Genomic DNA, 22,356 nt, shown 5'->3' on the forward strand with positions numbered 1-22,356 from the left:
AGTCGGGAAGGGGATTTGACATCAAGGGCAAAAGGCTTATATTAAGGCGGCTTGGCACCCTAAGGAGATTGCAATGGCAGATAAAGGTCAGAGTTGGAAAGAAAATAAGCCCGGCAAAATGTTCGTGGATCAATCTTGTATTGCCTGTGATGCTTGTGTCCTGACGGCTCCTAAGAACTTCTCCATGCACGAAGAAGACGGTCATGCTTTCGTGGCAAAACAGCCTGAAACTCCGGAAGAAGAAGCTCTGTGCAAAGAGGCGATGGAAGGCTGTCCAGTTGAAGCTATCGGGAACGATGGTGACCAGTAAAAAGGTTTCTGCCAAGCAGGCCTCAGTTCATGCAACTATTGAACTTCTCAAGAGATATTACCCCGACGCTCATTGTGCTTTAAACTACACAAACCCCTTTGAGCTTCTTGTTGCCACCATCTTGTCCGCCCAGTGTACGGACGAGAGGGTGAATATGGTGACACCTCATTTGTTTAAGAAATACCCAACCCCCAAGGCCATGGCGAAGGCCCCGGTCGAGTCTATCGAAGAGATCATCCGTTCCACGGGATTTTTTAAGAATAAAGCCAAAAATTTGAAGGCCTGTGCGACGGCTTTGGTTGAAAAGCATAAGGGCCATGTGCCGGAAGACCTCGAGGCTTTGGTCGAGCTTGCAGGTGTGGGGCGCAAGACGGCCAACGTGGTCTTGGGCAATGCCTACGGGATTCCCAGCGGGATCGTCGTGGACACTCATGTGACCCGCTTGGCAAATCGTCTGGGGTGGGTCAAAACGGACAATGCCGTGCTGATCGAACGTCAGCTGTCCAAGCTGGTGCCCCAGGATGATTGGATCATGTTATCGCACTATCTGATCTCCCATGGTCGAGCTGTCTGTAAGGCGAGAAAACCTGCATGCAGTCATTGCTTTCTCGAGGAGACTTGCCCTAAGAAGGGTGTCTAGTTCACAATGTCTTCATGTTAGTTTCATTCTTTGAGAGCGTTAAATACGTTGGTCATCTTTTGCCGATTTCTTTCCTTAGAATCTTCCTGGGTTATTACTACCTGGAACATGCCCTTTTGAAATATCGCGGTGACTATCTGACTCGTCCACGCATCGCTGATCAAATGGCCGAGTGGCTGCCAGCCAGTCATGCACCGAACTGGTTTAAAATTTTCGCCAGCAGCACGATGATTCCCAATTGGCAGACGGTGGCCTTTATTGTTCTGGGTCTGGAATTTGCCATCGCCATTTCCTATATTGTCGGATATGTCGTGCGTCCGGTGGCTTTGCTGGGCGTGTTGTTGTGTGTGACGATGCTCTTTATTTCAGGACCGGCCTCAGAAGATCTTTATAAGACCTTCCTGGCGATTCATTTGATTTTGGCTTGGGTCGGAGCCGGTCGTTGCCTTGGGTTTGATTATTACTTCTACAAGCGCCGTCGCGGTTTTTGGTGGTAAATTGTGAAGCATTTTGTTCTTTTCATCTCTGTTGTCTTTTTGACGTTGTTTCTGGCGGTTTTAAATCGCACGGACAATGCAGCTCCCTCCAGCTCTTTGCCGACAGTGCGGGTGTTTGGTTATGCGTCCTTTACCGGCCGTTGGGGGCCGGGTCCGCTCTTGAAGGAACTTTTTGAAAAGACCTGCAAGTGCAAAGTTGAATTTATCGAAGGCAGCGATTCGGGCATCTTGCTTCAGCGTCTGAAAATCGAAGGGGAAAGTCTGGGCGCGGATGTTGTCGTGGGGTTGGATCAGTTTGATCTTTCCAAAGCGACGGCTGAACAACCTTGGCGCAAACTCAGCCTGGGACAGTTGGATGTCTATGATGCTGTGAAGCCGGCACTGGCAAACAGTTACTTTGTGCCTTATGACTGGGGCGCTTTGACGTTCGTGGCCCGTCGCGGAGAACTGCTCCACATGCCGGGATCCTTGGATGACCTGCTGGCACCAGAGCTGGCGAAAAAAATCGCCTTGCAGGATCCTCGCACCAGTTCGCCGGGAATGCAGTTTTTGTATTGGGTGATTCGCTCCAAAGGTGAGGAAGAGGGCTTCCGTTATCTGCAAAAGCTGATGTCGCAAATCCATAGTTTTTCCCCGACCTGGTCGACAGCTTATGGACTTTTCACCAACAAGCAGACCAAGTTGGTGTACTCGTATGTGACCTCTCCGCTGTATCACGAAACTGAAGAGAAAAAGAAAGACTATCTGGCGCTGCCGTTTACAGAAGCGCTTCCGGTGCAGTTCGAGTTTGTGGGGATTCCGGATTTCTGTCGGCACTGTGACCTGGCCGAACAGTTTGTTAATTTGATGCTTTCTCCAGAAGGTCAAAAGATCATCATGGAAAAGAACTATATGTTCCCGGTGATGAAGGGCGTGATGGAAAACACTCCTTTTGCTCCATTGATGAATGTGAAAACCCTGCAGCAGGTGGAGATTCTTTCTGCCACAGAAGTGGATCGCCTTCTGCGTCGTTGGACTGAAATCCGCCGGGGCGAACTCAATTGAATCTTCGTCAGGCGCTCAGGATAGGACTGGTTCTTTTCCTGATCTTTCCTTTTTTATTCCTGCTGACTCAGTTTCAGGTGACCAGCTGGCCCGATATGGGCGAGCTGGCCTGGGCCTTTAAAAACAGCTTTCTTCAGGCCACACTGTCGGCCGTTTTTTCTTTATTGATCGGCTTCTGGGTCGCGCTGGGATTGTTGTCTTTGAATTCCCCCCGGACACGGCGTTTGAGATTTTTTTTGGAGCTGTTGTGTCTGCTGCCGAACTTTCTGCCGCCGATTTTTATTCTGTTGTCGGCTTTAAGTGTGATTGATCCGTTCCCCATGGGAATTTCTGGGATTGTGATTATTCACAGCCTGATGAACTTTGGACTGGCGGCAGTGCTGTTGGCATCAACGATCGAAACCAAGTTGGGTGGAATCATTGAGCTGGCGTATGTCGAAGGGGCCAGCCGGTTCAGATTTCTGCGTCAGGGACTGCTGCCGATGTTAAAGAAAGATATTTGGCTTCTGGGGCTGTTCATCTTTGTGGTTTGCTTCGGCAGTTTTGCAGTGCCGTTGATAGTCGGCGGGGGGCGCGGAACCACCGTTGAAGTTCTGATCTATGAAAAGATCCGCTTATCCAGTCAGTGGGGGGACGCGGTTCTGCTGGCCTTCCTGCAGTCGGTGTTTATTTTTGCTCTGTCTTTTATCGCCAGCAGAGGCAAAGGAAGTCTGTATCACCGGCCCGCCAATTTGAAGTTACTGCGCAGCTACTCGGGGCTGATAGTGATCGCCGTTCTTTCCTTTGTGTATCTGTTCGGATATGTGCAGGGCTTTGTTTCAGGTCTGGCGATGATTTCCACTTTCTATGAACTGCAGTCCGCGCTGATCTGGAATTTTCTAGGCAGTATCGTTTTGGGGTTGTCCGTTGGCCTTCTTTGTTATGTGGGTCTGATGTGGATTGCCTATTGCTGGCCCAAAAAATGGTTTGAAAGATTCTTGAATGGGTATGTTGCTCCTTCGACATCGTTGGCATGTTTCAGTTTGCTGATTTTAGGACCTAATGAAGGTTTATTTCCCTTTTTTAAAATTCCGCTGGCACTGACCATTTTAAGTTTAAACAGCCTGTTCCGTATGGGCTGGGATTCTGAACTTCATGCTTTGCAGAATCAAATGACTGTGGCGTATTCCATGGGGGCCTCGTCCGGACAGATCTTCCGCGAAGTGTTGTTCCCGCAATTATCGCGTCGGGCAGGTCTGCTGGCAGGTGTGGCTTCGATCTGGGCGTGTGGTGATTTTGCGGTTTCGCGCATTCTGGCTCATCGTGATTTAAGCATTGCCATGATGACTGAAACTTTGATGTCAGGTTATCGCTTGAATCAGGCCATCGTATTAAGCAGTCTTATCATTGTTGCCGGATTGATTTGTTTCCTGATTTGTGTGGGAGGAAGCCGTGTCCTTAGTCGAAAATTTGCACCGTGATTATGGCGACTTCAAATTGTCCATAGACAAATGGGAGATCCTGGATGAAGGAGTCACCGTTTTGTGGGGGCCGTCGGGCTCGGGCAAGACCTCGGTCTTTCGCATTTTGCTGGGTTTAGAAGAATGTCCCGGCATGAAGTGGACTTACCAGGGACTGGATCTGGCTCGGTTAAAAACACCGGATCGTCGTTTGGGTGTGGTGTTTCAGACGCTGGATCTGTTTCCGCATCTGACGGCGGAAGAAAATATGATGTTTGCCGCCCGGGCTCGCAAAGTGGAGCCTGGCAAGGCACGCTCCAGAATGAAAGAGCTTGTTGAAATTTTGAAAATGGAACCCTTTCTGAACAGGCCGGCCTCTGTGCTGTCTGGCGGGGAAAAGCAGCGCGTGGCGATCTCGCGCGCGATCATGGGGGAGCCGCGTCTTCTGCTGCTGGATGAACCCTTTTCAGCCCTGGATCAGGAACTGCGGGAAGAAAGCCGTAAGTTGGTCAAGGATGTTATCGAGAGGGAAAAAATTCCGACCCTGCTGGTCACACATGATCAGCGCGACGTTGAGGTGATGGCCAATAAAATCACGACCATTCGTAACGGGAAGCTGGTGGAGTCTTAGCTTATATATCGCTGGATCATTTCCAGCAGAGCTGACTTCTTAATGGGTTTGGTCATGTGTTCGGAGCATCCCGCATCCAAAGATTTTTGAACATCTTCTGCCATGGCGTTGGCACTGACTGCGATGATAGGGGTGGGCTTGGTGTGGTTCTTCTGCTCCCACTCGCGGATTTTTCTTGTTGCCGCATAGCCGTCCATCACCGGCATTTGAATGTCCATCAGGATCAGATCAAATGGTTCTGCCAGCACTTTCTCGACCGCATCTTTTCCGTTTTCGGCCTGTACCACTTCAAATGGTAATTTTTTAAGGTAAGTCAAAAGCAGGAAGCGATTGTCTTCGGTGTCATCCACCACCAAAATGCGCGCGGTGCGAGCCAGTAAAGTCTCTTCACCTCGGTCCGGGGTCGGTGCACCACTGATGGAGATCTCAGAACTTGCCAGTTCCAGGCCGCCCTCTGTAGGAACATACGGAATCGTAAAGTGGAAGGAACTTCCTTTGCCCTCTTCACTTTGGAACCAGATGCGTCCCCCCATCAGCTCCACCAGATTTTTTGAAATTGTCAGACCCAGGCCGCTTCCACCGTATTTACGCGTGATCGAGCTGTCTGCCTGCACGAAGCTTTGGAACAACAGGTGTTGTTTGTCCTCTGGAATTCCAGTCCCGGTGTCCTTGATTGAGAAGCGCACAAATCTGTTCAGATTGCCTTCAAAGTCGACGTGAACCTCAATGCGGCCTCTTTGTGTGAACTTAATGGCGTTGCCGATCAGATTAAACAGGATCTGGCGCAGGCGAGTCGGATCGCCGACAACCAGTGGCGCGCGGTCCTTCGGCAGGTTCATGGTCAGGCTGAACTGCAGATTTTTCTCGGTGGCCTTTTGTTTCAGAATGTCGCAGATGTTGGTGGTTGTGGATTCCAGGTCGAAGGCGATTTTCTCCAGACGGACTTCACGGGCTTCGATCTTGGAAATATCCAGAATGTCGTTGATCAGGGCCAGTAGGTTTTCTCCGGCATTGGCGCAGACTTTGACCAGTTGTTCCTGTTCGGGTTTCAGGTCGGATTCCGCCAGAATGTCCGTGATTCCGATGATGGCGTTTAGCGGAGTGCGGATTTCGTGACTCATGCGGGCCAGGAACTCGGACTTGGCCTGAGAGGCTTTGACGGCCTGCTCACGCGCCTCGATCAGGGCTTGTTCAGCGGTAATACGATCGGTGATGTCAGTGCAGACGAACACAAAAGTCAGATCTTTGCTGGTGCGGTTGGGAAGTGCCGTCCAGTTCATCAGGATCGGCAGTCGGCGTCCGTCATGGGCTATGATTTCAGCTTCGATACTGTGACGGGTTTGCAGCAGCCAGGTGTAGTTGTTGAATTCGTCCTGGGCATGAATCAGTTTTCTTAAATCCACCTGGGATATCTGATTGATGGAATAGCCCAGGAACTTAAGCGCTGATTCGTTGGCTTGAGAGATCGCGTACGAAGACTGGCGCCAGTCCTCGTGGTGGCTCACTTTGACAATGAACAGGAACGATTTGATGGACTGAATGACACTGTCCAGGAACTCTTTGGAAACGGTCGTGGTTTCCAAGCGGTCCGCCAGCTGATTGTACTTGCTGACCAGAAGACCGATTTCATCGCGGGAGTTATAGTTGATCTTCTGGGTCAGGTTGCTGGTGCCCAGTTTTTCCAGGCGATCCGTCAGAAGCTGAATGGGTTCCACGACTTTTCCGGTGGCGGCAAAGGTGGCAAAGAAGAACAGGATAAAGATCAGAACGGCCGCGGCGCTGGAGGCGATGGCAATGCGGTCCAGGACGGCAAAGGCCTCGCTTTCATCGATCTTGGTCTGGATATACCACAACTCACCATTCGGCAGATAGATCTTACCAATAGAGCGGATGACCTTCTGATTTCGATAGTCCGTGCCCAGTTCGCGCACTTCACTGAGGTTTTCAATCTTTTTGATATCCTCATCGCCACGGTTTGAAGACAGGACCTCGGCTTCCAGTTGGCCGGTCTCTCCCTGGGCGCCGGCTTCAACACGGAAGCGTCCGGTGTTGCGCAGACTCCAGTCTTCCCCGTAAATCAGAGTTTCGCCGGTTTGACCCATTCCATGAGTTGGCCAGGCGTAGTTGTCGCTGGTAATGCGATCAATCTCAGAAATAGAGATCTTCAGAACCAGAACCCCAAGGACCTTGCCATTGCGATAGATCGGGGAAGCCACAAAGCCCGTTGCTGAGGTGGGATTCAGGGCATCTTTGTCGAAGTCCAGGAACAGGGTTGAACCCTCCTGCGCTTTCACTCCCCAGGTGTACACGTCCTTGAGCTTTGCCCCCGGAGGCAAGCCGGTAAAGACAGAGACGCCATCTTCGATATCTTTGCGTGTGGTATAGACCACGGCGCCGTCCTTGTTGACCAAGGCCATGTCGTAGATGTTGAAGTCCAGAACGTAGTTGTCCAGAAGGCGACGGAATTCTGGATGGCTGTCCAGACGCTTGTCCTGCAGAAGATTGTCGGTCAATTCATGAGAGGATATGAGGTTGATGGCCGTCTGCAGATCTCGGAAATAGGATTCAATAGCACTGGTTTTGCTGATGCGAATCTGAGTGAGTCTTTCATAAGTGCTGTCGATGACTGTGGATTCCACGATCTTGAGGCCAATCAACGCAACAACAAATGTCGCAAGAAAGACAGAGATAAGATTGAATAAGAAAATTCTTAAACGTAACGTCATGCTTTTTGATTAGCCTATGCAGTTTTAGTGATATCGTATAGGTGTTCCATGGGCAATGGGCGAGTTGCAAAAAGCGAGTAAACTAGGCATGAAACTAGTCGTTCGAGGGAGATGTTAAATGAGTGTAATCAAAGGCGCTGTTTTAGCTCTCGTCATACAGTTGTTTGCCTCTTCGGCCCTTGCTGAGCGCTGGGTTGTAACGACTTTGGAGTGGCCACCGTTCACTTGTTCTCGTTGCCCAGAAAACGGGGCCGCCGCCAAAGCCCTGAAAGACACGCTGAAAACCGTCGGTGTCAGCGTCGAATTTGTTTTCTATCCTTGGACCCAGGCCATCAAAAGAGGCGAGCGACCTGAAGTTGTCGGCTTCTTTCCTGTTTGGCCCGAGACATTTCGTCCCGGATTTAGTCCTTCAAACCTGCTTTTTAGATCTCCTCTGGGACTTATCCAGCAGCGTTCAAGACCGTTGGTGTGGACCAAGCTGAGTGATCTTAAGGGCAAGAAGATCGGCATCACTGAGGGATATGGCAACACAAGGGAGTTCAATCGGTTGGTTGAGGAAAAGGTGCTGAAGGTGGAGGCCGTAAAGAGTGATGACACGAACCTGCGGAAGGTGGCGTTGGGGCAGCTGGATGGGGCTTTGATGGATATCAATAATGCCCGCTACTTAATGCATGTGACTCATCCCAAGCTTGCCGGGCGTGTGTCTGTGAGCACTCGCATTGTCGAGGAAAAGGATCACTTTTTTGCGTTCAACATTCACAACAAGGATAAAGCTGAAAAACTTAATAAGGCGCTGACCAAAGTGAACTATCAGCGCATCGTCGACGATTACTTGCTTAAGTACATGCGTCGTCTTGATTAAAGTTTTGACAGCCCGGTAAGGTTTTCACTACTTTGCTGTATTTTATCGGGTGCTCCGTTCAAAAGGCCGAAGGTTTGATATATCTTGAGCCTGTTGGAAAGGAGCTTAAATATGAAGTCGGTACGAATGCTGTTGTCGCTCCTTTTTGTTTCATCCACCTTGATTTCATGTGCAGCTCCGAAGACGTCGTCCGAATCGGGTGGCATGACGCCAACAATCTACTACAAGCCGACAATTCAGCTGGGTAAAACTAAGTGTGCCTCTTCGCAGTTGCGCGAAATTCTTTCGCCGGAAGGGGTCACCCTGGCCACGTTGTGTGAAGCCGATTACAAGTCCTGTCTGATGCAAGGGTCCTGCTTCGTTGAAGATGAAGGGGTTCTGACGTCTTACAACTATCACTCCACCAAAGAAGGTGTGGCGCGCTTTATTGTGACAGATCTAAAGAAGTGCCCTTACGGCTATGGAGTCAGCAGTGTTTGTCTGGATCCGTATTTCTCGGTTGCGGCGGATCTGAAGATTCACAAAGTCGGGGAAGTGATCTATGTGCCCCGCTTGATTGGAGTAAAGATGCCCAACGGTGAAATCCATGATGGCTTCCTGGTCATTCGCGATGCGGGTGGCGGGATCAATGGAGCAGGTCGTTTTGATTTCTTTACGGGCTTTCTGAATCACAAAGACAAGAACAATCCCATGGCTCGCCTTGGATTTGGAGACCCACGAAGTCGCATCCACTATCGCATGGCCACGGAAAGTGAAGCCGTAGCAGCCCGGGAGCGACGGGGTTATCCCGGCCTTCGCAAAGACGTTTTGGCGGAAGGCCAGCTCACTGACGGGGTGTCTGAAAACGTCTCCGTGTCAAATTGATACACACTCTTTTTGCCTCTAACTCTTGTAGGAGCCAGTAGTTCCCAGCCCCAATCTTGCTTGTATACATGCGGCCCCTAGGGTTGTGGGTTTGAGGTGTATATGAAAGCACATCTTTTTGTACGTATTTTCCTCAGTGGACTTTTTTTTGTCTCTGGATTTGCGCATGCTGATCAGGTGGTTGCGGATCAGCAACTGACTATCCTGATGGCTGCTTCCGAGAAGACGGTCTCTGTTTCTACGGCACAAAGAGTAAGTGATTTTGCCAATTTATTTGCTCAGCAAAAGGTTCCTTATCTTGTTGATCCTCTTGGTGAGGGAAGCACTGGCACTGTCAGTCAGGGGCCTTTGTACCGTTTTGATGGTTTTGATTGTACAACTTTTGTTGAGACGGTGTTGGCACTTGCATTATCTTCTAGTGAAGAGCAGTTCCGTCAGCGCATGAATCAAATTCGCTATAAAGATGCGATCGTTTCCTATCAAACTCGGAATCATTTCCCAAGTGTCGACTGGATCCCCAACAATATCAAAAATGGTTTTGTGAAAGATATCACGGGGCGTGTTGCCGGAGCTAAGACAAAGTGGTCACAGACCTGGATAGAAAAAGGTGAGTGGTTCAAAAGAAAGGGTTCTGCCTTTGAGAGAATGGGCGAAGGTTTCGAGCCAATTCTTGCTCAACTTCCCTATGTGGCGAAGGAAGATTTGACTTCATCCTCAGAGCTGCTGGCGCGTATTCCTTCGGGCACAATTTTTCATGTTATGAGGCCCAACTGGGATCTGCGTAAAGCTATCGGAACTCGCTTGGATATTTCTCACATGGGCTTCTTAGTTCGTGAGAATGGTGTGCTGTATATGGTTCACGCCAGTAACGGAGCTTCTCGTGATGGTAGCGATGATAGCATGAGAGTAAAAAAAGAAGTGCTTTCTGACTATGTTGAGCGTGTGATGATGGCATCACCTACAATGGCGGGGATGAATCTACTTGTCCCCATGTAACATAACACTTCGATAAATCATCGTTTTTTAGCCCTAGGTCGAGCCCGAACTGGACCTAGGTCAAAAATTTTTGGGTACTTAATTTCCAGTAAAATCAAATATTAAGCAAAGCGCCGAAAAAAATCCTGGACCTTAGGCTAAAGTTTTCTGGACCTAGGTCCGAAGAGTTTGTTGTACACGTTGGGCAAGCTAAAAAGGATCTCCAGATCAAATCAGGATACCTCCTCTTGAAGCTAAAGCTCCTCGAAAGAAACGTCCAATCACCGTTTCTGAGAGGGGCGGCTCCAACCTTGAATTAAATTTTAAAAGTTTTTTGAAAAGTAAAATTTAAACAAACAGATCACGGGACGTAGGCGGACATCGGGTGTTCAAAGGGTAAGTGGTGCTACCTTAGATCATTTTAGATTCCATCAAAAACCAGCGGCTCGGATCTCTAATCCCAAGGGGGGTTCTATGGGCTTAAGAATCGCAACAAACACCGCATCTATCGCAGCACAACGTGTGCTATCCAAACAACAGAAACGCGCAGAGCATGCCGCGCAGGCATTGGCCTCTGGTAGCCGTATCGTAAATGCAGCGGACGACGCTGCGGGCTTGGCGATTTCTGAAAACTTCAAAGGACAATTGAAAGGTATCGGTCAGGCGCGAAACAACGCCAACAATGCCATCTCATTTGTTCAGGTGAGTGAAGGGGGCTTGAACGAGGTCTCTAACATTCTGGTGCGTCTGCGTGAGCTGGGCGTGCAGGCAGCTTCTGATACTGTGAGTGACACAGAGAGGGAGTTCCTAAATAAAGAAACTCAACAACTTATCCAAGAGGCGGATCGTATTGCCAAGACAACAGTCTTCGGTACGAAGAAGATGCTGGATGGTACTGCCGGAGCGATGGAGTTCCAGGTGGGTGCTTACTCGGATGAGAATAACGTGATTAAATTTGAATTTGACGCCGACGCGACGGCGGGAGCATTGGGTATCGACAGTATTGCCATGGCAGACCGGGGTGATGCGCGTGACTCGCTGGAGACAGTGGATCAGGCCATCGAAAAGGTTTCCGGTATGCGTGCGAACTTCGGTGCGATGCAATCCCGAATGGAGTCCGCGGTGAGTAACTTGGATGTGTCCTATGAGAACTTGTCAGCCGCAAATTCTCGTATCCGCGACACTGACGTGGCGAAAGAGACAGCCGAAATGACTTCTGCAAGTATTTTACAGAATACGGCGGTGTCGGTACTGGCTCAAGCCAACCAGTTGCCACAAGTGGCAATGAAGTTGGTCTAAGTAATATCAGCTAAAAATATTTAAGATTCACATTCGCGAAATTAACGGATGTCGGGAGAAGCCTGTTCTGGGATAAGGTTTCTCTCGGGAAGAGGGGTCGCCCACATATACTCCTCGTCTTAAGCCCACCCCGGGGACACCCGTCCCCGGGGATTTTCAGGAAAAGGTGCCTGGTTGTTTTTTCTGGCTACAGCGCACAATCCTCCAGGGGCGAAGAACGACTATCCATTTTAGGAAGAGCAAACACGCCCTTTCTAAGAGCTTTGCGCACAGATTCCCAGTTGTCAGCATGAGGCTTTGAATTTAACCACCTCAAAGTTTGCACTCTTTCTTCCCACGTGCCCCATCGAGTGTCTTCTAATACGGGAACCTCCACCATCTTTCTGCCCAATAACGCTTGAATTGTCGAATAAGGATAATCCTGCACTCTTTTACATAGTCCCGCCTCCACAGGATTTCTATATACATACTTATATGCATGGTCGTAATGTCGCGGATGAGTGATCAGGCTACGATGAAATCGTCCGCCGTAAGTTTGATTAATTCGACCACTGATTTGTCGCAGATCATCTCCTGACGCACGCATAAAGTATTGCATCGCCTCGCTCAAGTTCGCCTGTGGTGAACGTAAGATCATATGAAAGTGATTGCTCATCAAGACGAAGTTGTGAATGCGTAGATCAAACGCCATTGAAGTGAAATACAAATGTCGAGTGGTGATCTCCCACACCTGCGGCAAGTCTTGCGAAAACCAGTCGCGGTTAATGCATCTTGCAGTGATGTGATAGGGAAATTCAGTGTGATTTTCAAACTTTTTTCGAGTCATATCGCCTGCCACGAGCAAATGAATTGCCGCCGAGAATGCTTCTTTTATTAATTCTTAGGTCCGGCAGGCGAACTTTGCTGCTTTGTAGCCAGAAAAAACAACCAGGCACCTTTTGTTGGTCGGGGCAGACGTTTGGTTTGGCTGGACCTTGGTATTGAAAAATGCCGGGTTTTGGTCTGCTTTTCAGGATCTTGGTCTAGCTTTTACTGGATGATGGTCCAGAAGTGCTAGACGCGACTAAAGCCTTTCAAGACCTCGCCGAAAGGTATGTCAGAAGCAACGACGCAAACCAAGTCGAAGCTCTCGAGGAACCCGCAAGGAGTGATTGCCTTACGAAGATTCGCTTGAGAGAGCCAGACGAAAGTTTGAGTCACCAACGTGTACAACTTGGTCAGCCTAAGTAGGTATAAGGCGGCCGAATTAATGGAGGTCCCACATGGGAATGAGAATTTCTACGAACGTATCCGCTATCAACGCACAGAGAACAATGGTGAACTCTCAGCGTGAAATCGGTAAATCAATGTCACAATTGGCATCTGGCTCCCGCATCAATAAAGCGGCAGACGATGCAGCAGGTTTGGCGATCAGTGAAAACTTGAAATCACAAATTCGCTCTCTAGGTCAGGCTTCCCGAAATGCGAACGATGGTATCTCCATGGTTCAGACGGCAGAGGGTGGTTTGTCTGAGATCTCCAACATCCTGACTCGTATGAGAGAATTGGGTGTTCAGGCTTCTTCTGACACTATCGGTGATACAGAGCGTGGCTTCCTTGATAAAGAGGTTCAGCAATTGAAAGCTGAAGCACAACGTATCACGCAAACAACTAGATTCGGTACAACAAAACTTCTGGATGGTTCCGGCGACAAGTTCGACTTCCAGGTAGGTATCAACAATGACGGTGAAGCAGACAGAATCTCCTTCAACGCCGGTGAAACAGATGCAACAACTTCCAGCTTGGGAATTGAAGGTTTCGACTTCTCTTCCAAAGAGGGAGCGCAAGACGCCCTAGCAGCAGTGGATAAGGCGCAGTCTCAGGTGAACGGTTTCCGCGCAAGTCTCGGTGCCCTTCAAAACAGATTGCAGTCCACAGTGGATAACTTGGGTGTGCAACACGAGAACATCTCCGCAGCCAACTCTCGTATCCGTGATACAGACGTGGCGTCAGCAACAGCGGAGTCCACTCGTAACCAGGTTCTTTTGCAGGCAAATACATCCGTACTGGCTCAAGCCAACGCGATGCCAAACTCTGCACTAAGATTGATTGGTTAATATTAGAATTGTTTTATAAGGATTTGACCTGAGAGGGTACCTCCGTTCCCTCTCGGTACCAACCTACCCAGGAAGACTTTGAGCTTCCTGGGGTACTTAACGGGTTGGGGCATCTTGCGGCACATTTTGAATCTTACAGGCGCCTCGGATCCTCGGGGTTTTTTGCGTTTCGTGCAGGAGCACTTCTTGCTTTCTTAGACTTCCTGAAAATTAGGACTTTATATATTGGAACTGGGTTCCGGCCCTGACCAATTTTGGGTTCATTGTCTCTTTTTTAGACATTGTTCCGGGGTTCTATCTTATTTGGGAGTACTTCATGAGTTCCTGGAGCCGTACGTCTGTTGTCATGCTTTTGTGCTCTTCCCTGCTGGTTTCCTGCAGTAAAGAGACAGAGAAAGTCATCGTAAAAGAGTCCCTGCCTCCGGCCAAAATCGAATCCTCTGCACAGGTCAGAAAAAATCTTGTGACCTTTGAAAAGTCATCTTTGGGTAAACTGTTCCTTCTGGTTCCGACTGTTATAGATGGCTCCCGTGCCGCGGCACCAAGTTTCTTTCGACCGCAGTTGATTTCCTTTGAAAGAAACGGTGATCGTATTGCGGTCTTCAATAAAACTGTCCGGGACAGCGTGGAATCCGTCACAGCCGATCAACTTCTGCAGACTTTCGCGGTGGTCGAGGAAACGGACGACAAGCTGGTGTTTGATATGGGGCAGGGGTTCCTGTCCATGAACTATCAAACAGCCATGGACATTCTGATTCCTCAGACTTATGTGGACGTGGAGTTCATGGGTCAAAATAAGAAAGAAACCCACTTTGATATCAAAGATTCTTTCGTGAGCTCACTTTCCATTCGTAATAACTCGATCCTGATGAAGCAGGTTGTGCGAGTCGTTGAAAAGTACAAAAATCCCTATGCCGGAGAAAGAAAAAAAGACGAGCAGGATAAGCTGGCCATGATGGGCATGGCGGCTCCTGAAAAAGTGGAAAGCAGCAAGACGGTCTTCTTTGAAATCAAACCCTACATTGTCAAAGAGAGCTTCAAAGCCAAAGCTACGGACAGCCAAAATCGTTTTGGATTCTTTATCAATAACACCTTTGGATCCGGCGAGAACGACATGACGACTCAGATCGCCCGCTGGAGTGTGGCTCCAGAAGACGGGGATATTCGTGTCCTTCTGGATGCGAACGTGCCCGAGGCGATGAAGAGCGCGGTGACAGATGGCGTGACATACTGGAACCGGGTTTTTGGTCGAGATGTGCTCAAGGTGGAATATGGTTATAAAGACAGCGAGCCGCAGACGGATCGGTCCATCGTCATTCGTTGGATCAAATGGGATGAAGGCTTTGGTGCTTATGCCAATGCTCAGGTGGACCCTTTGACGGGTGAGGCCTTCCGCGGATATGTGTACATGACTTCAAGCTTCACAAAGAAGCATGAGTCAGCACAAGTTAATGGCTTCTTTTCTCTAAAGCATGGAAATCTGTGTGGGCTGGTCGTGGATCGTCCGTTGATTGAACAGGAAGATTCAGTGCGAAGTGTGATCGCCCATGAAATAGGGCATGTTTTGGGGCTGCGCCACAATTTTGCCGGCACTTTTGTTCCGGATGCATCGGATCTGGACATTAAGAACGCCGTGGAAAGAGCTTCTCGAGGAGACAATTCAAAGCCAGTCGGTTTAAGTAGCACTGTGATGGACTACACGACAGATGCGCCGACGCTGGTGGTGGGTGGCTACATCAAAAATAATGTGCTTTCTTACGACAAGAAGGCAATAGGCTGGGCGTATGCCGACATCGAATCCGGCAAGGTGAAGCATGCTTACTGTTCGGATGAGCATATCCTGGAAGCCATGATGGGCGAGCGCGAGATCCTTGGCTGCCAACGCCACGATCTTTATGGAAATATCTTCTTTGAGGCGAAGCAAGAGGTCTTGCAAGAGGCCATGAAGGTGATAGACCAATCGCTTGAGACTATTCGCTACGCCAAAAAAGCCGGATTTAAGTATGAGTATAAGCAGTCCGTTGGAGTGAATTTCGTTCCGAGCTTCTCTTTGGCGGAGAAGCTTTATAAGACAGAGAAAAAGAATCTGTTCCTGACAATTGATTCGTTGGTCGGCGGATATCTAAAACCCTATATGAAGTGGGGGGTAGGGGCGCCGGACTTTAATAGCAACGAGTATGGCGAAGGGGATCTTTTGATCGTCGAACAGATCAAGGCGCTGGGAGGCTGGGAGGCTTATCTGAAGTCCCTGAATCCACAGGTGGAAATGGGACCTAACTTCTTCTTTAATCAGGCTGAGGCTGCGATTGCCGCAGGCAAGTTGAATAATCTGGGCCTGAGTGAAGGTGAAGTGTCAGTTGTGAAGGAAGGTCTTCGTGAGGCCGCCGCCAGAATGGATCAGAATGTTGGCGGCCAGGTTGAAAAACTAATGGATCTTAGCAGGCTGCGAGACTCCTTGAAAATCACCCCGTAGTCAGCATTCCACTGGCAACACCCGTGACTGTCTCGCGCAGCAGTTTGATGTCCTTCTTTTCAAGGGCAATCAACTGCAGCACATTCAGTGGATGAATCAACGGGGAACGCAGGCGGATGCTGGTTTCTAGCCACAGTCGATACCAAAGCAAACTTTTTTCTCCGGTGATCTCCCGGACACATTTGATGGCTTCCGCATATTCAGTGCGGAAGCTTTTTTCGTATTTGGCAACCGTATCCGCGGAAAGCTTTGAAGAGCGCAGATACATGAAGAACACGTCGAGTTCGATCTTTTCCAAGGTAAAACCGACAGCCTTGATGTAGGTGCGGAACATGGAGGATTCTTTGAAAGCCCGGCGGTATTGATTTTTCTCATTCACGGTTAGATTCGTCCAGAAGGCACCCAGTCCCCACCACGTCGGGAATAACGCCCGAGTTTGAGTCCAGCACAGCACCCATGGAATTGCGCGCAGACTCTTGAGTTGAACCGGGCCCTGCCTTTTTGAAGGGCGGGAGCCCATGCGCAGGTCTTTCATGAAAGAATACGGCGTGGCCTTTTCGATCAGTTCTAAGAAGTCCTCCTGCTTCAGAATACTCTGGTAACTGGTTTGTACCGAATCAGCCAGCGTTCGCAGGGCTTTTTCTGTCCTGACAGAACCACGCATGGCGGGTTTTTTTTTACGGGCATCTCGGTTTTGCACCAGAAGATTCAACTGTCGCTGCAAAATAGCCGGAGAGTTGTAATTACGATAAATCATTTCTCCTTGTACGGTCATCTTGACGGTCTTCATCGCAGACAATGGCCACCATTCGGTTTGTTCCTGTATAGACCCGCCACCGCGCTCAATGCTGCCTCCGGAGCCATGGAAGAAAATAGGCGTCAGGCCGTGGGTTTCAATGGTTTTTTCCAAGGTTCCGATGGCGGATTGAATCAGATAGCGGGATGGAAAAGCGCCATTTTCCTTGGCCGAATCCGAATAGCCCAGCATAACCTCAATCTGAGCAGACCAGTGTTTTTTGACCAGTTGCACGTTCCTGGGTTTCCCCAGAAACGCTGTGATTATTTCTTTGGAGTTTTTTAAAGAGCGTGAACTTTCAAATAGTGGAACCACGGGAAGACGAGGGGCTTTGAGAAACCTTGAACTCAAACGAACACCTGCGTCGATATCCTGCGCGGACTCGCACTGGCTCAGAACGAACCCTCGCACATAATTCCGGGGACTGTGATCAGGGCAAAGTCGCGCCAAAGTCTGCAGCATACGAGAGATATTTGTCTGTTTGTTTGGCTGGGCGAGTGCTTCGTGAACCAAGGCGCTGTCCTCGCGAAGTTCCAGGGGGACGACCAGGCCAGGAAAGATCTTGAGCAGGTAGCGAATGCGGTTCAGCGGCTCGGATTCAGCGCCAAACAGGCGATTTTGTGCATGGGAAAGATGTTGCAGAGATTCCGTCAGCCGATGCACTCGACTGGCATCTCCTGCGGAAATGCGGCGGACTTTTTTCAGGTGAGCTTTTACTTGTTGCGCCTGTCGTTGTAGCTTCTGAATGTGTTGACGTTGCTCCAGACCGGAACGTGCCAGAGGCGAAATTTCTGCAAGATACTGAGAAAATTGTCGAACAACCCACTGATGCAGGCGCAGGCGGGACATGCCCAGGCTTCCCAGCATGGTTTTTTCATTTACTCCGGGATGTCCGTCCTTGTCTCCGCCGACCCAGGTGCGGATATAGAAGGGATGCCGTTCCTGGCGTTGTTGCAGGTAAATTTCAATGACATTGTCCTGCAACACCAACGAGTAAATATATTCGGCTTCGTCCATCACGCTGGGCTTTCGCTGTTTGGACATGGGGAGGTTCCAGGCCATTCTTAGCAGGGAATGCAGTTGATGAGTTTGTGAAGTCTGTTCTGATTTCAGGCGTTGCACCAGCAGGTCATGAATTTTGCGCAGGTATATAAGCATGTCGGTGTTGCGGGATTCTGTTGGGTGCGCCGTCAGGACGTGAATCACACGACCGTAAGAATATTTTTCCCTCTTAAGAGCTGCGGAACTTTCCTCTTCCAGACGGTGGGTGCGATAGGCGGATTCGCAGGCGTTGATCAGTTCCAGCATCAGAGCAAACGAGTGGGCAATGCCAAAGCGTTCTTGATCAGAGAGCTTTTCCAGCTGCGCTTTTAGTTTTAGTAATCCTTGTAGGTGATTGCTGGCAGGCGATTTTACATAGCGGCGAATCTTTTCAATGCGATTGAAGGCAGCGGCCCCCAGTTCGGCCCGGATGACATTTCCTAACTCGGTGACCGACCAATCCACAAGAGAGGTGAGTTCTTTGGCAAGTTGCTGCTGCATGGGGGAGCCTCCTCTACATAGGGACAGGGTACGCCTCTTTCATTCGTCTAGGTAGTAAGTTTATTTTCTGGGCAAGAGTCTTGGATTGATGCGCTATAGCCAGAAAAAACAACCAGGCACCTTTTGGGGGAGGGAGGATGTGCCGATAAGATGGGCATGAATATCAAGGGACTGATCTCTAACATTTTACCGAATAACGAGGTTCGCAATGTCGAGTCCATCGGTAAAACTATCAAGTCCGATTCCACTCATGATCGCGATGCCAACGGGCAAGAACAGTATCAGAGTCAGGAACAGCCTCATCGCGAGCCGATGACAGAGGAGCAGCTGGAGAAATCCATGGAGCATCTTCGCAATCTTCCGGCGATGAAAGAACACAAGTGGACTGTGGAGCTTGAGGTCACAGAAAGTGGACGCTTCGTTCTTGTGAAAGACAATCTGGGCACCTTGATACGTCGTATTCCCGAATTGGAGCTGTGGACTTTACCCTCGGATGACTCTCCAAGAGGACAGCTACTTAAGCGTTCTGCATAAGTTTTCATTTCCGAAAGAGCATTTGATTCCCGGATGGAGGTCCAGCAAAAAGACCTGCTGTCAAAATCCCTGCTGCGTAAAATTCATTAGAGCCCTGAAAGCCTTGCCACTGGCCTTTCCTAGAGACATTTAATTGACTCACGGTTGCTGAATCATTTTGACACAATGAATTCATGGCAGGATTCCGAATTACAGGCATGGCCTCTGGGCTACCACCAAATATCGTTGAGCAGCTGATGGATGCTGAACGTATTCCTGTGAAACAGATGGAAGCCGGTCGCGCCAAGCAAGAGGACAAACTCAAGCTGGTGCAGGATCTGGAAACGAAGGTCAATGATATCACCAAGAATCTGGGTGAGTTGACATCGACCAGCGGATTTATCGACAAAAAGTTCCTGAGTGGTGATCCCAATGTGGTGGATGGCCTGGTCGATCCGCAAAGTGCAATTCCAGGGGACTATGCGATTGAAGTCGTGCAGCTGGCGCAGAAGCCGGCGGCGATCTCCAACGGTTTCCCGGACAAAAATGAAACTCAGATGGGGACTGGATATATTAAATTCCAGACTCCGGAAGGAACAAAGGAAGTTTATATCAATGGCAGCAACTCCACGTTGGAGGGGGTGGCCAAGCAGATTAATGCTTCTAATGTGGGACTCAAGGCGCAGGTGCTGGAGGATCGCAAAGACAGCGAGAATCCATTCAAGCTGCTGGTTTCCGGTTTGGCGACTGGAAGCGACAGTCAGGTGAGCTTCCCGAAGATCTATCTTCTGGATGGCGATCAGGACATGTACTTCGATGAATCCCGCAAGGCTCAGAACGCGAAAGTGAAAGTCGACGGATTTGAGATTGAACTTCCTGACAACAAATCCACGGATTTGGTGCCGGGTGTGACTTTGGATTTCAAATCAGCGGCTCCGGGGCGCGAGATTCGTCTTTCTGTGAAAGAGAACCTCGAAGTCATCAGCGGCAAGATTAAAAGCTTCGTTGATGCTTATAACGCGGCTTTGGAGTTTATCCAGAAGCAGAACAAGCTGCAGGCCGGAAACGGCAAGAATCCGTCACTGGGCCCTTTGGGTGGTGACGGGATGTTGCGCTCAATTGAAAACAGTCTGCGCCGGGTGATTCTGAATCCGCAGATGGGCGTGGAGTCTCCGATTCGCCGTGTGGGTGAGCTGGGGATTGAGTTCAACCGAAACGGTACTTTGAACTTTTCCCAGGACAAGTTCAATAAAGTACTGCAGGCCAATCCCCAAGGGGTGGCTGCCTTCCTGAGAGGGGATGGCTTTAACACCGGTTTTGTGGTCACGGTCAAGCGTGAGATTGGAAATCTGGTGAATGGGCAGTTCGGCACCATTTCCAACCGCAAACGCGGTTTGGAGGATCGTATCAAGCAGGTGAACAACCGTATTGAGACGAAAGAACGCCAATTGGAAAGAAAAGAAGACAGCCTAAGACGTAAGTTTGCGGACCTGGAGCAGAAGATGTCTGCCTTGAATGCGCAACAGGCGAAGTTTGCGGCAATGGCGCAACCACAGGGTTAAGAGCGTTGATTTTTGAACATGATGGAGTGAGGGGCTATGAATAAGAATGCGTATCAGAAGTACAAAACAACTTCCGTGCAAAGTGCCAGCAGGGAAAAAATCCTGCTGATGCTATACGAGGGTGCCATTAAGTTTACCAAGCTGGCGATCAAGGCCGCAGAAGAAAAGAAGATCGCCGATCGCGGCATGAATATCGGCCGTGCCTTCGACATCATTATGGAGCTGAACAACACCCTGGATCACAAGGTCGGTGGTGAAGTCGCTAATCAACTGGAACAGCTCTATATGTTCATGATGGAGCAGTACACGAAAGCCAACATCTCTGGCAGCCCAGAGCCGCTGAAAGAGAATCTGAAGCTTCTCAACACTCTTTATGATGGTTGGGTTCAAGCCGTGGAAAAACTGAAACAAGAAGCCAACAATACAGATAAAAAAGCGGGTTAAGAATGAGTCACTGTGGAGGGGACATGACCAGAATCATCACGTTGTTGAACGAAAAGAATCACTACCTCGAGAAGTTCTACTCTTTGAATGAAGTGGAGTTGGCGAACTTTGCCCAAGGGCAGTTCGACAATCTGGAACACTTCTATCAAACCCGCGATAGAATTCTGGATGTTCTGAAATATGTGGATGCGCAGATCGAAAAGGCTCACGACGAAATGGGGGCTGGAGCCGTCATTCCGGAAAATGAACGCCGCGAGGTGAAGGAAGCCCTGGCTATCAAAGACGAGTATGTAGCCCGCATTATCGAGCAGGATATTCAGGTCCTGGCGTGCATTGAAATGGCCAAGAACTCCATCATCCGTGAATTGCAGGAAGTCCGCCGCAGCCGTAAAGCAGTCGGTGGTTACAAGACCAAGACCTTCAATCAGCGTCTGGATGAAGAGGTCTAGGAAAAAAATTCCTGACAAAAACATGACGGCAGATTCGGTCAAAGAGTCAAACAACTGGCTGAGTCTGCCTCAGAATCAATTAAAGCACAAAGCACCCTTTGGCATCTGTGTTGCTCCTTCAATTCTGCGCGAGGAGATCACGTCAGATGTTGGAAAATCAGATCGTTCAAAAGTCCAGTGAAATTTCTGGTATTAATTCAAATCCTGAAAGCTATCAGGATGCACCCAAAATTTATTTTGATCCGCAACAGGCTATTGCCGACTTCGAAGCGGAAGTGTCTGAAGTCAAAGAAGAAAAGATTGTCGATGAACGTGTAGCCAAGTTCATTCGCAATGCACAAGTGCTGATGAAGCACCGTGAATATCCTCTAGCGATGAATCTTCTCAGAGAAGCCTCGAATAAAGATTCCAAGAATCCGGCGACTTTGAACATGCTGGCAAACTGCCTTGATAAGATGTCACGCAGCTCAGAGTCTTTGATTGTACGCAAGACTTTGGCGGAAGTGGATTATGGTTTTGAAAGTTTGCATGGCTATGCCACCGCTCTGTATAAAGCGGGCCGTGACCAGGAAGCTTTGGATAAGTACTACGAGGCGCTGGCAGTTCTGACGGAAGAGACCTCCACGCTGTTTGAGACTTACAAAAACATGGGCAATATTTTTGTGCGTCAGGGTGATTTTGACGGGGCAGAAGAATACTATAATAAGGCCTACACTCTGAATCCTCAGTCGGATGTATTATTGGTGAATTTCGGCACACTGGAAGTGCAGCGCAATGACTATGACAAGTCTTTGTTCTGCTTCCGCAAGGCTGTTGAAATCAATCCAGAAAACGACAAAGCCTGGGTGGGACTTGCCATGGTACACAGTCAGTTCGGCGATCTTGAACTGGCTTGGGCAAACATTGAATCTGCTATTGATATCAATCCACAAAACCGAACGGCTGTTCATCTGGCGGCGAACTGGGGTCTGCGTGATGGTAAGTTACAAAAAGCCATCGAAGCGCTTCAGGGTTATCTTGCCAGTGTGGAAGAAGACGAGGATATGTCGCTGGTTCTGATCAACTTGCTGTGCAGCGCAGGTCAGGTGGATCAGGCTTTGCTGGAGATGGAACGTGTCCTTCTTTGGAATCCGGATCATCAGGAAGTTCGTAACTTGAAAAAGAAAATCATCGCTTCACAGAAGGTTGCTTAAC

20 protein-coding genes are annotated in these 22,356 nt (G+C 49.3%); 17 read left to right on the forward strand and 3 right to left on the reverse strand.

Annotated features, from left to right (window positions below; translation table 11 throughout):
• The first annotated feature begins 73 nt into the window (after positions 1-73).
• Genes ACZ50P_RS02550 through ACZ50P_RS02575 form a run of 6 tightly spaced genes read left to right on the forward strand, consistent with a single transcriptional unit; the run spans position 74 to position 4,561 of the window.
• On the forward strand, positions 74-310 hold the full coding sequence (locus ACZ50P_RS02550; protein ID WP_464120033.1) for a ferredoxin: 237 nt from the start codon (positions 74-76) through the stop codon (positions 308-310).
• Positions 297-950 carry an endonuclease III gene (gene nth, locus ACZ50P_RS02555; RefSeq protein ID WP_464135164.1) on the forward strand — a complete coding sequence of 218 codons (654 nt, stop codon included), beginning with the start codon at positions 297-299 and terminating at the stop codon, positions 948-950. Before ACZ50P_RS02550 ends, nth begins: the two co-directional genes overlap by 14 nt.
• Before the next feature lie 14 nt (positions 951-964).
• Complete coding sequence (locus ACZ50P_RS02560) at positions 965-1,447, forward strand: DoxX family membrane protein (protein WP_464133212.1); 483 nt, start codon at positions 965-967, stop codon at positions 1,445-1,447.
• A gap of 3 nt (positions 1,448-1,450) precedes the next feature.
• Positions 1,451-2,491 carry a thiamine ABC transporter substrate-binding protein gene (locus ACZ50P_RS02565; protein ID WP_464120034.1) on the forward strand — a complete coding sequence of 347 codons (1,041 nt, stop codon included), beginning with the start codon at positions 1,451-1,453 and terminating at the stop codon, positions 2,489-2,491.
• Positions 2,488-3,951 (forward strand): ABC transporter permease, encoded by a 1,464-nt coding sequence (locus ACZ50P_RS02570; RefSeq protein WP_464133214.1) that lies wholly within the window; start codon positions 2,488-2,490, stop codon positions 3,949-3,951. The genes ACZ50P_RS02565 and ACZ50P_RS02570 overlap by 4 nt, the downstream gene beginning before the upstream one ends.
• On the forward strand, positions 3,923-4,561 hold the full coding sequence (locus ACZ50P_RS02575; RefSeq protein ID WP_464120036.1) for an ATP-binding cassette domain-containing protein: 639 nt from the start codon (positions 3,923-3,925) through the stop codon (positions 4,559-4,561). Before ACZ50P_RS02570 ends, ACZ50P_RS02575 begins: the two co-directional genes overlap by 29 nt.
• On the opposite strand, the gene ACZ50P_RS02580 is transcribed toward ACZ50P_RS02575, so the two are convergent.
• Positions 4,558-7,287, reverse strand: coding sequence for an ATP-binding protein (locus tag ACZ50P_RS02580; protein WP_464133217.1), 2,730 nt, complete (start codon positions 7,285-7,287; stop codon positions 4,558-4,560). The two genes, ACZ50P_RS02575 and ACZ50P_RS02580, sit on opposite strands and share 4 nt — an antisense overlap.
• A 118-nt stretch (positions 7,288-7,405) precedes the next feature.
• On the opposite strand from ACZ50P_RS02580, the gene ACZ50P_RS02585 reads away from it, so the two are divergent.
• The 4 genes from ACZ50P_RS02585 to ACZ50P_RS02600 all read left to right on the forward strand — a co-directional run bounded on the left by ACZ50P_RS02585 (position 7,406) and on the right by ACZ50P_RS02600 (position 11,287).
• Positions 7,406-8,149, forward strand: a complete 744-nt coding sequence (locus ACZ50P_RS02585) for a substrate-binding periplasmic protein (protein ID WP_464133219.1) — start codon at positions 7,406-7,408, stop codon at positions 8,147-8,149.
• 111 nt (positions 8,150-8,260) lie between these two features.
• Entirely contained in the window at positions 8,261-9,013 is a 753-nt protein-coding gene (locus ACZ50P_RS02590) for a 3D domain-containing protein (protein WP_464133222.1), read from the forward strand.
• 102 nt (positions 9,014-9,115) lie between these two features.
• On the forward strand, positions 9,116-10,009 hold the full coding sequence (locus ACZ50P_RS02595; RefSeq protein WP_464133224.1) for an N-acetylmuramoyl-L-alanine amidase-like domain-containing protein: 894 nt from the start codon (positions 9,116-9,118) through the stop codon (positions 10,007-10,009).
• Between the two features lie 453 nt (positions 10,010-10,462).
• Positions 10,463-11,287, forward strand: coding sequence for a flagellin N-terminal helical domain-containing protein (locus ACZ50P_RS02600; protein WP_464120043.1), 825 nt, complete (start codon positions 10,463-10,465; stop codon positions 11,285-11,287).
• Between the two features lie 187 nt (positions 11,288-11,474).
• On the opposite strand, the gene ACZ50P_RS02605 is transcribed toward ACZ50P_RS02600, so the two are convergent.
• Complete coding sequence (locus ACZ50P_RS02605; RefSeq protein WP_464133227.1) at positions 11,475-12,113, reverse strand: transposase; 639 nt, start codon at positions 12,111-12,113, stop codon at positions 11,475-11,477.
• A gap of 436 nt (positions 12,114-12,549) precedes the next feature.
• Between ACZ50P_RS02605 and ACZ50P_RS02610 the strand changes: the two genes are divergently transcribed.
• Positions 12,550-13,383, forward strand: coding sequence for a flagellin N-terminal helical domain-containing protein (locus ACZ50P_RS02610; protein WP_464120045.1), 834 nt, complete (start codon positions 12,550-12,552; stop codon positions 13,381-13,383).
• Positions 13,384-13,699: 316 nt separating this feature from the next.
• Positions 13,700-15,856 carry a zinc-dependent metalloprotease gene (locus ACZ50P_RS02615; protein ID WP_464133228.1) on the forward strand — a complete coding sequence of 719 codons (2,157 nt, stop codon included), beginning with the start codon at positions 13,700-13,702 and terminating at the stop codon, positions 15,854-15,856.
• On the opposite strand, the gene ACZ50P_RS02620 is transcribed toward ACZ50P_RS02615, so the two are convergent.
• A complete protein-coding gene (locus tag ACZ50P_RS02620) occupies positions 15,846-18,194 on the reverse strand; it encodes a phosphoenolpyruvate carboxylase (RefSeq protein WP_464133231.1) in 2,349 nt (782 codons plus the stop codon). The two genes, ACZ50P_RS02615 and ACZ50P_RS02620, sit on opposite strands and share 11 nt — an antisense overlap.
• Before the next feature lie 156 nt (positions 18,195-18,350).
• Between ACZ50P_RS02620 and ACZ50P_RS02625 the strand changes: the two genes are divergently transcribed.
• The 5 genes from ACZ50P_RS02625 (at position 18,351) to ACZ50P_RS02645 (ending at position 22,355) form a co-directional block, all read left to right on the forward strand.
• Entirely contained in the window at positions 18,351-18,728 is a 378-nt protein-coding gene (locus ACZ50P_RS02625) for a flagellar protein FlaG (RefSeq protein WP_464120048.1), read from the forward strand.
• Positions 18,729-18,925: 197 nt separating this feature from the next.
• Entirely contained in the window at positions 18,926-20,269 is a 1,344-nt protein-coding gene (gene fliD, locus ACZ50P_RS02630) for a flagellar filament capping protein FliD (protein ID WP_464133233.1), read from the forward strand.
• Positions 20,270-20,305: 36 nt separating this feature from the next.
• Complete coding sequence (fliS, locus tag ACZ50P_RS02635) at positions 20,306-20,713, forward strand: flagellar export chaperone FliS (RefSeq protein WP_464120050.1); 408 nt, start codon at positions 20,306-20,308, stop codon at positions 20,711-20,713.
• Between the two features lie 23 nt (positions 20,714-20,736).
• Positions 20,737-21,162 carry a hypothetical protein gene (locus tag ACZ50P_RS02640; RefSeq protein ID WP_464120051.1) on the forward strand — a complete coding sequence of 142 codons (426 nt, stop codon included), beginning with the start codon at positions 20,737-20,739 and terminating at the stop codon, positions 21,160-21,162.
• 146 nt (positions 21,163-21,308) lie between these two features.
• Positions 21,309-22,355 (forward strand): tetratricopeptide repeat protein, encoded by a 1,047-nt coding sequence (locus ACZ50P_RS02645; RefSeq protein WP_464120052.1) that lies wholly within the window; start codon positions 21,309-21,311, stop codon positions 22,353-22,355.
• The last annotated feature ends 1 nt before the right edge of the window (position 22,356 follow it).

The organism is Bdellovibrio sp. CKG001 (genome assembly GCF_055397465.1).

Coding starts and splice junctions, on each gene's coding strand:
- ACZ50P_RS02550 (WP_464120033.1), top strand. CDS start 74: ATGGCAGATAAAGGTCAGAGTTGGAAAGAAAATAAGCCCGGCAAAATG.
- nth (WP_464135164.1), top strand. CDS start 297: ATGGTGACCAGTAAAAAGGTTTCTGCCAAGCAGGCCTCAGTTCATGCA.
- ACZ50P_RS02560 (WP_464133212.1), top strand. CDS start 965: ATGTTAGTTTCATTCTTTGAGAGCGTTAAATACGTTGGTCATCTTTTG.
- ACZ50P_RS02580 (WP_464133217.1), bottom strand. CDS start 7,287: ATGACGTTACGTTTAAGAATTTTCTTATTCAATCTTATCTCTGTCTTT.
- ACZ50P_RS02585 (WP_464133219.1), top strand. CDS start 7,406: ATGAGTGTAATCAAAGGCGCTGTTTTAGCTCTCGTCATACAGTTGTTT.
- ACZ50P_RS02590 (WP_464133222.1), top strand. CDS start 8,261: ATGAAGTCGGTACGAATGCTGTTGTCGCTCCTTTTTGTTTCATCCACC.
- ACZ50P_RS02595 (WP_464133224.1), top strand. CDS start 9,116: ATGAAAGCACATCTTTTTGTACGTATTTTCCTCAGTGGACTTTTTTTT.
- ACZ50P_RS02600 (WP_464120043.1), top strand. CDS start 10,463: ATGGGCTTAAGAATCGCAACAAACACCGCATCTATCGCAGCACAACGT.
- ACZ50P_RS02605 (WP_464133227.1), bottom strand. CDS start 12,113: ATGACTCGAAAAAAGTTTGAAAATCACACTGAATTTCCCTATCACATC.
- ACZ50P_RS02610 (WP_464120045.1), top strand. CDS start 12,550: ATGGGAATGAGAATTTCTACGAACGTATCCGCTATCAACGCACAGAGA.
- ACZ50P_RS02615 (WP_464133228.1), top strand. CDS start 13,700: ATGAGTTCCTGGAGCCGTACGTCTGTTGTCATGCTTTTGTGCTCTTCC.
- ACZ50P_RS02620 (WP_464133231.1), bottom strand. CDS start 18,194: ATGCAGCAGCAACTTGCCAAAGAACTCACCTCTCTTGTGGATTGGTCG.
- ACZ50P_RS02625 (WP_464120048.1), top strand. CDS start 18,351: ATGAATATCAAGGGACTGATCTCTAACATTTTACCGAATAACGAGGTT.
- fliD (WP_464133233.1), top strand. CDS start 18,926: ATGGCCTCTGGGCTACCACCAAATATCGTTGAGCAGCTGATGGATGCT.
- fliS (WP_464120050.1), top strand. CDS start 20,306: ATGAATAAGAATGCGTATCAGAAGTACAAAACAACTTCCGTGCAAAGT.
- ACZ50P_RS02640 (WP_464120051.1), top strand. CDS start 20,737: ATGACCAGAATCATCACGTTGTTGAACGAAAAGAATCACTACCTCGAG.
- ACZ50P_RS02645 (WP_464120052.1), top strand. CDS start 21,309: ATGTTGGAAAATCAGATCGTTCAAAAGTCCAGTGAAATTTCTGGTATT.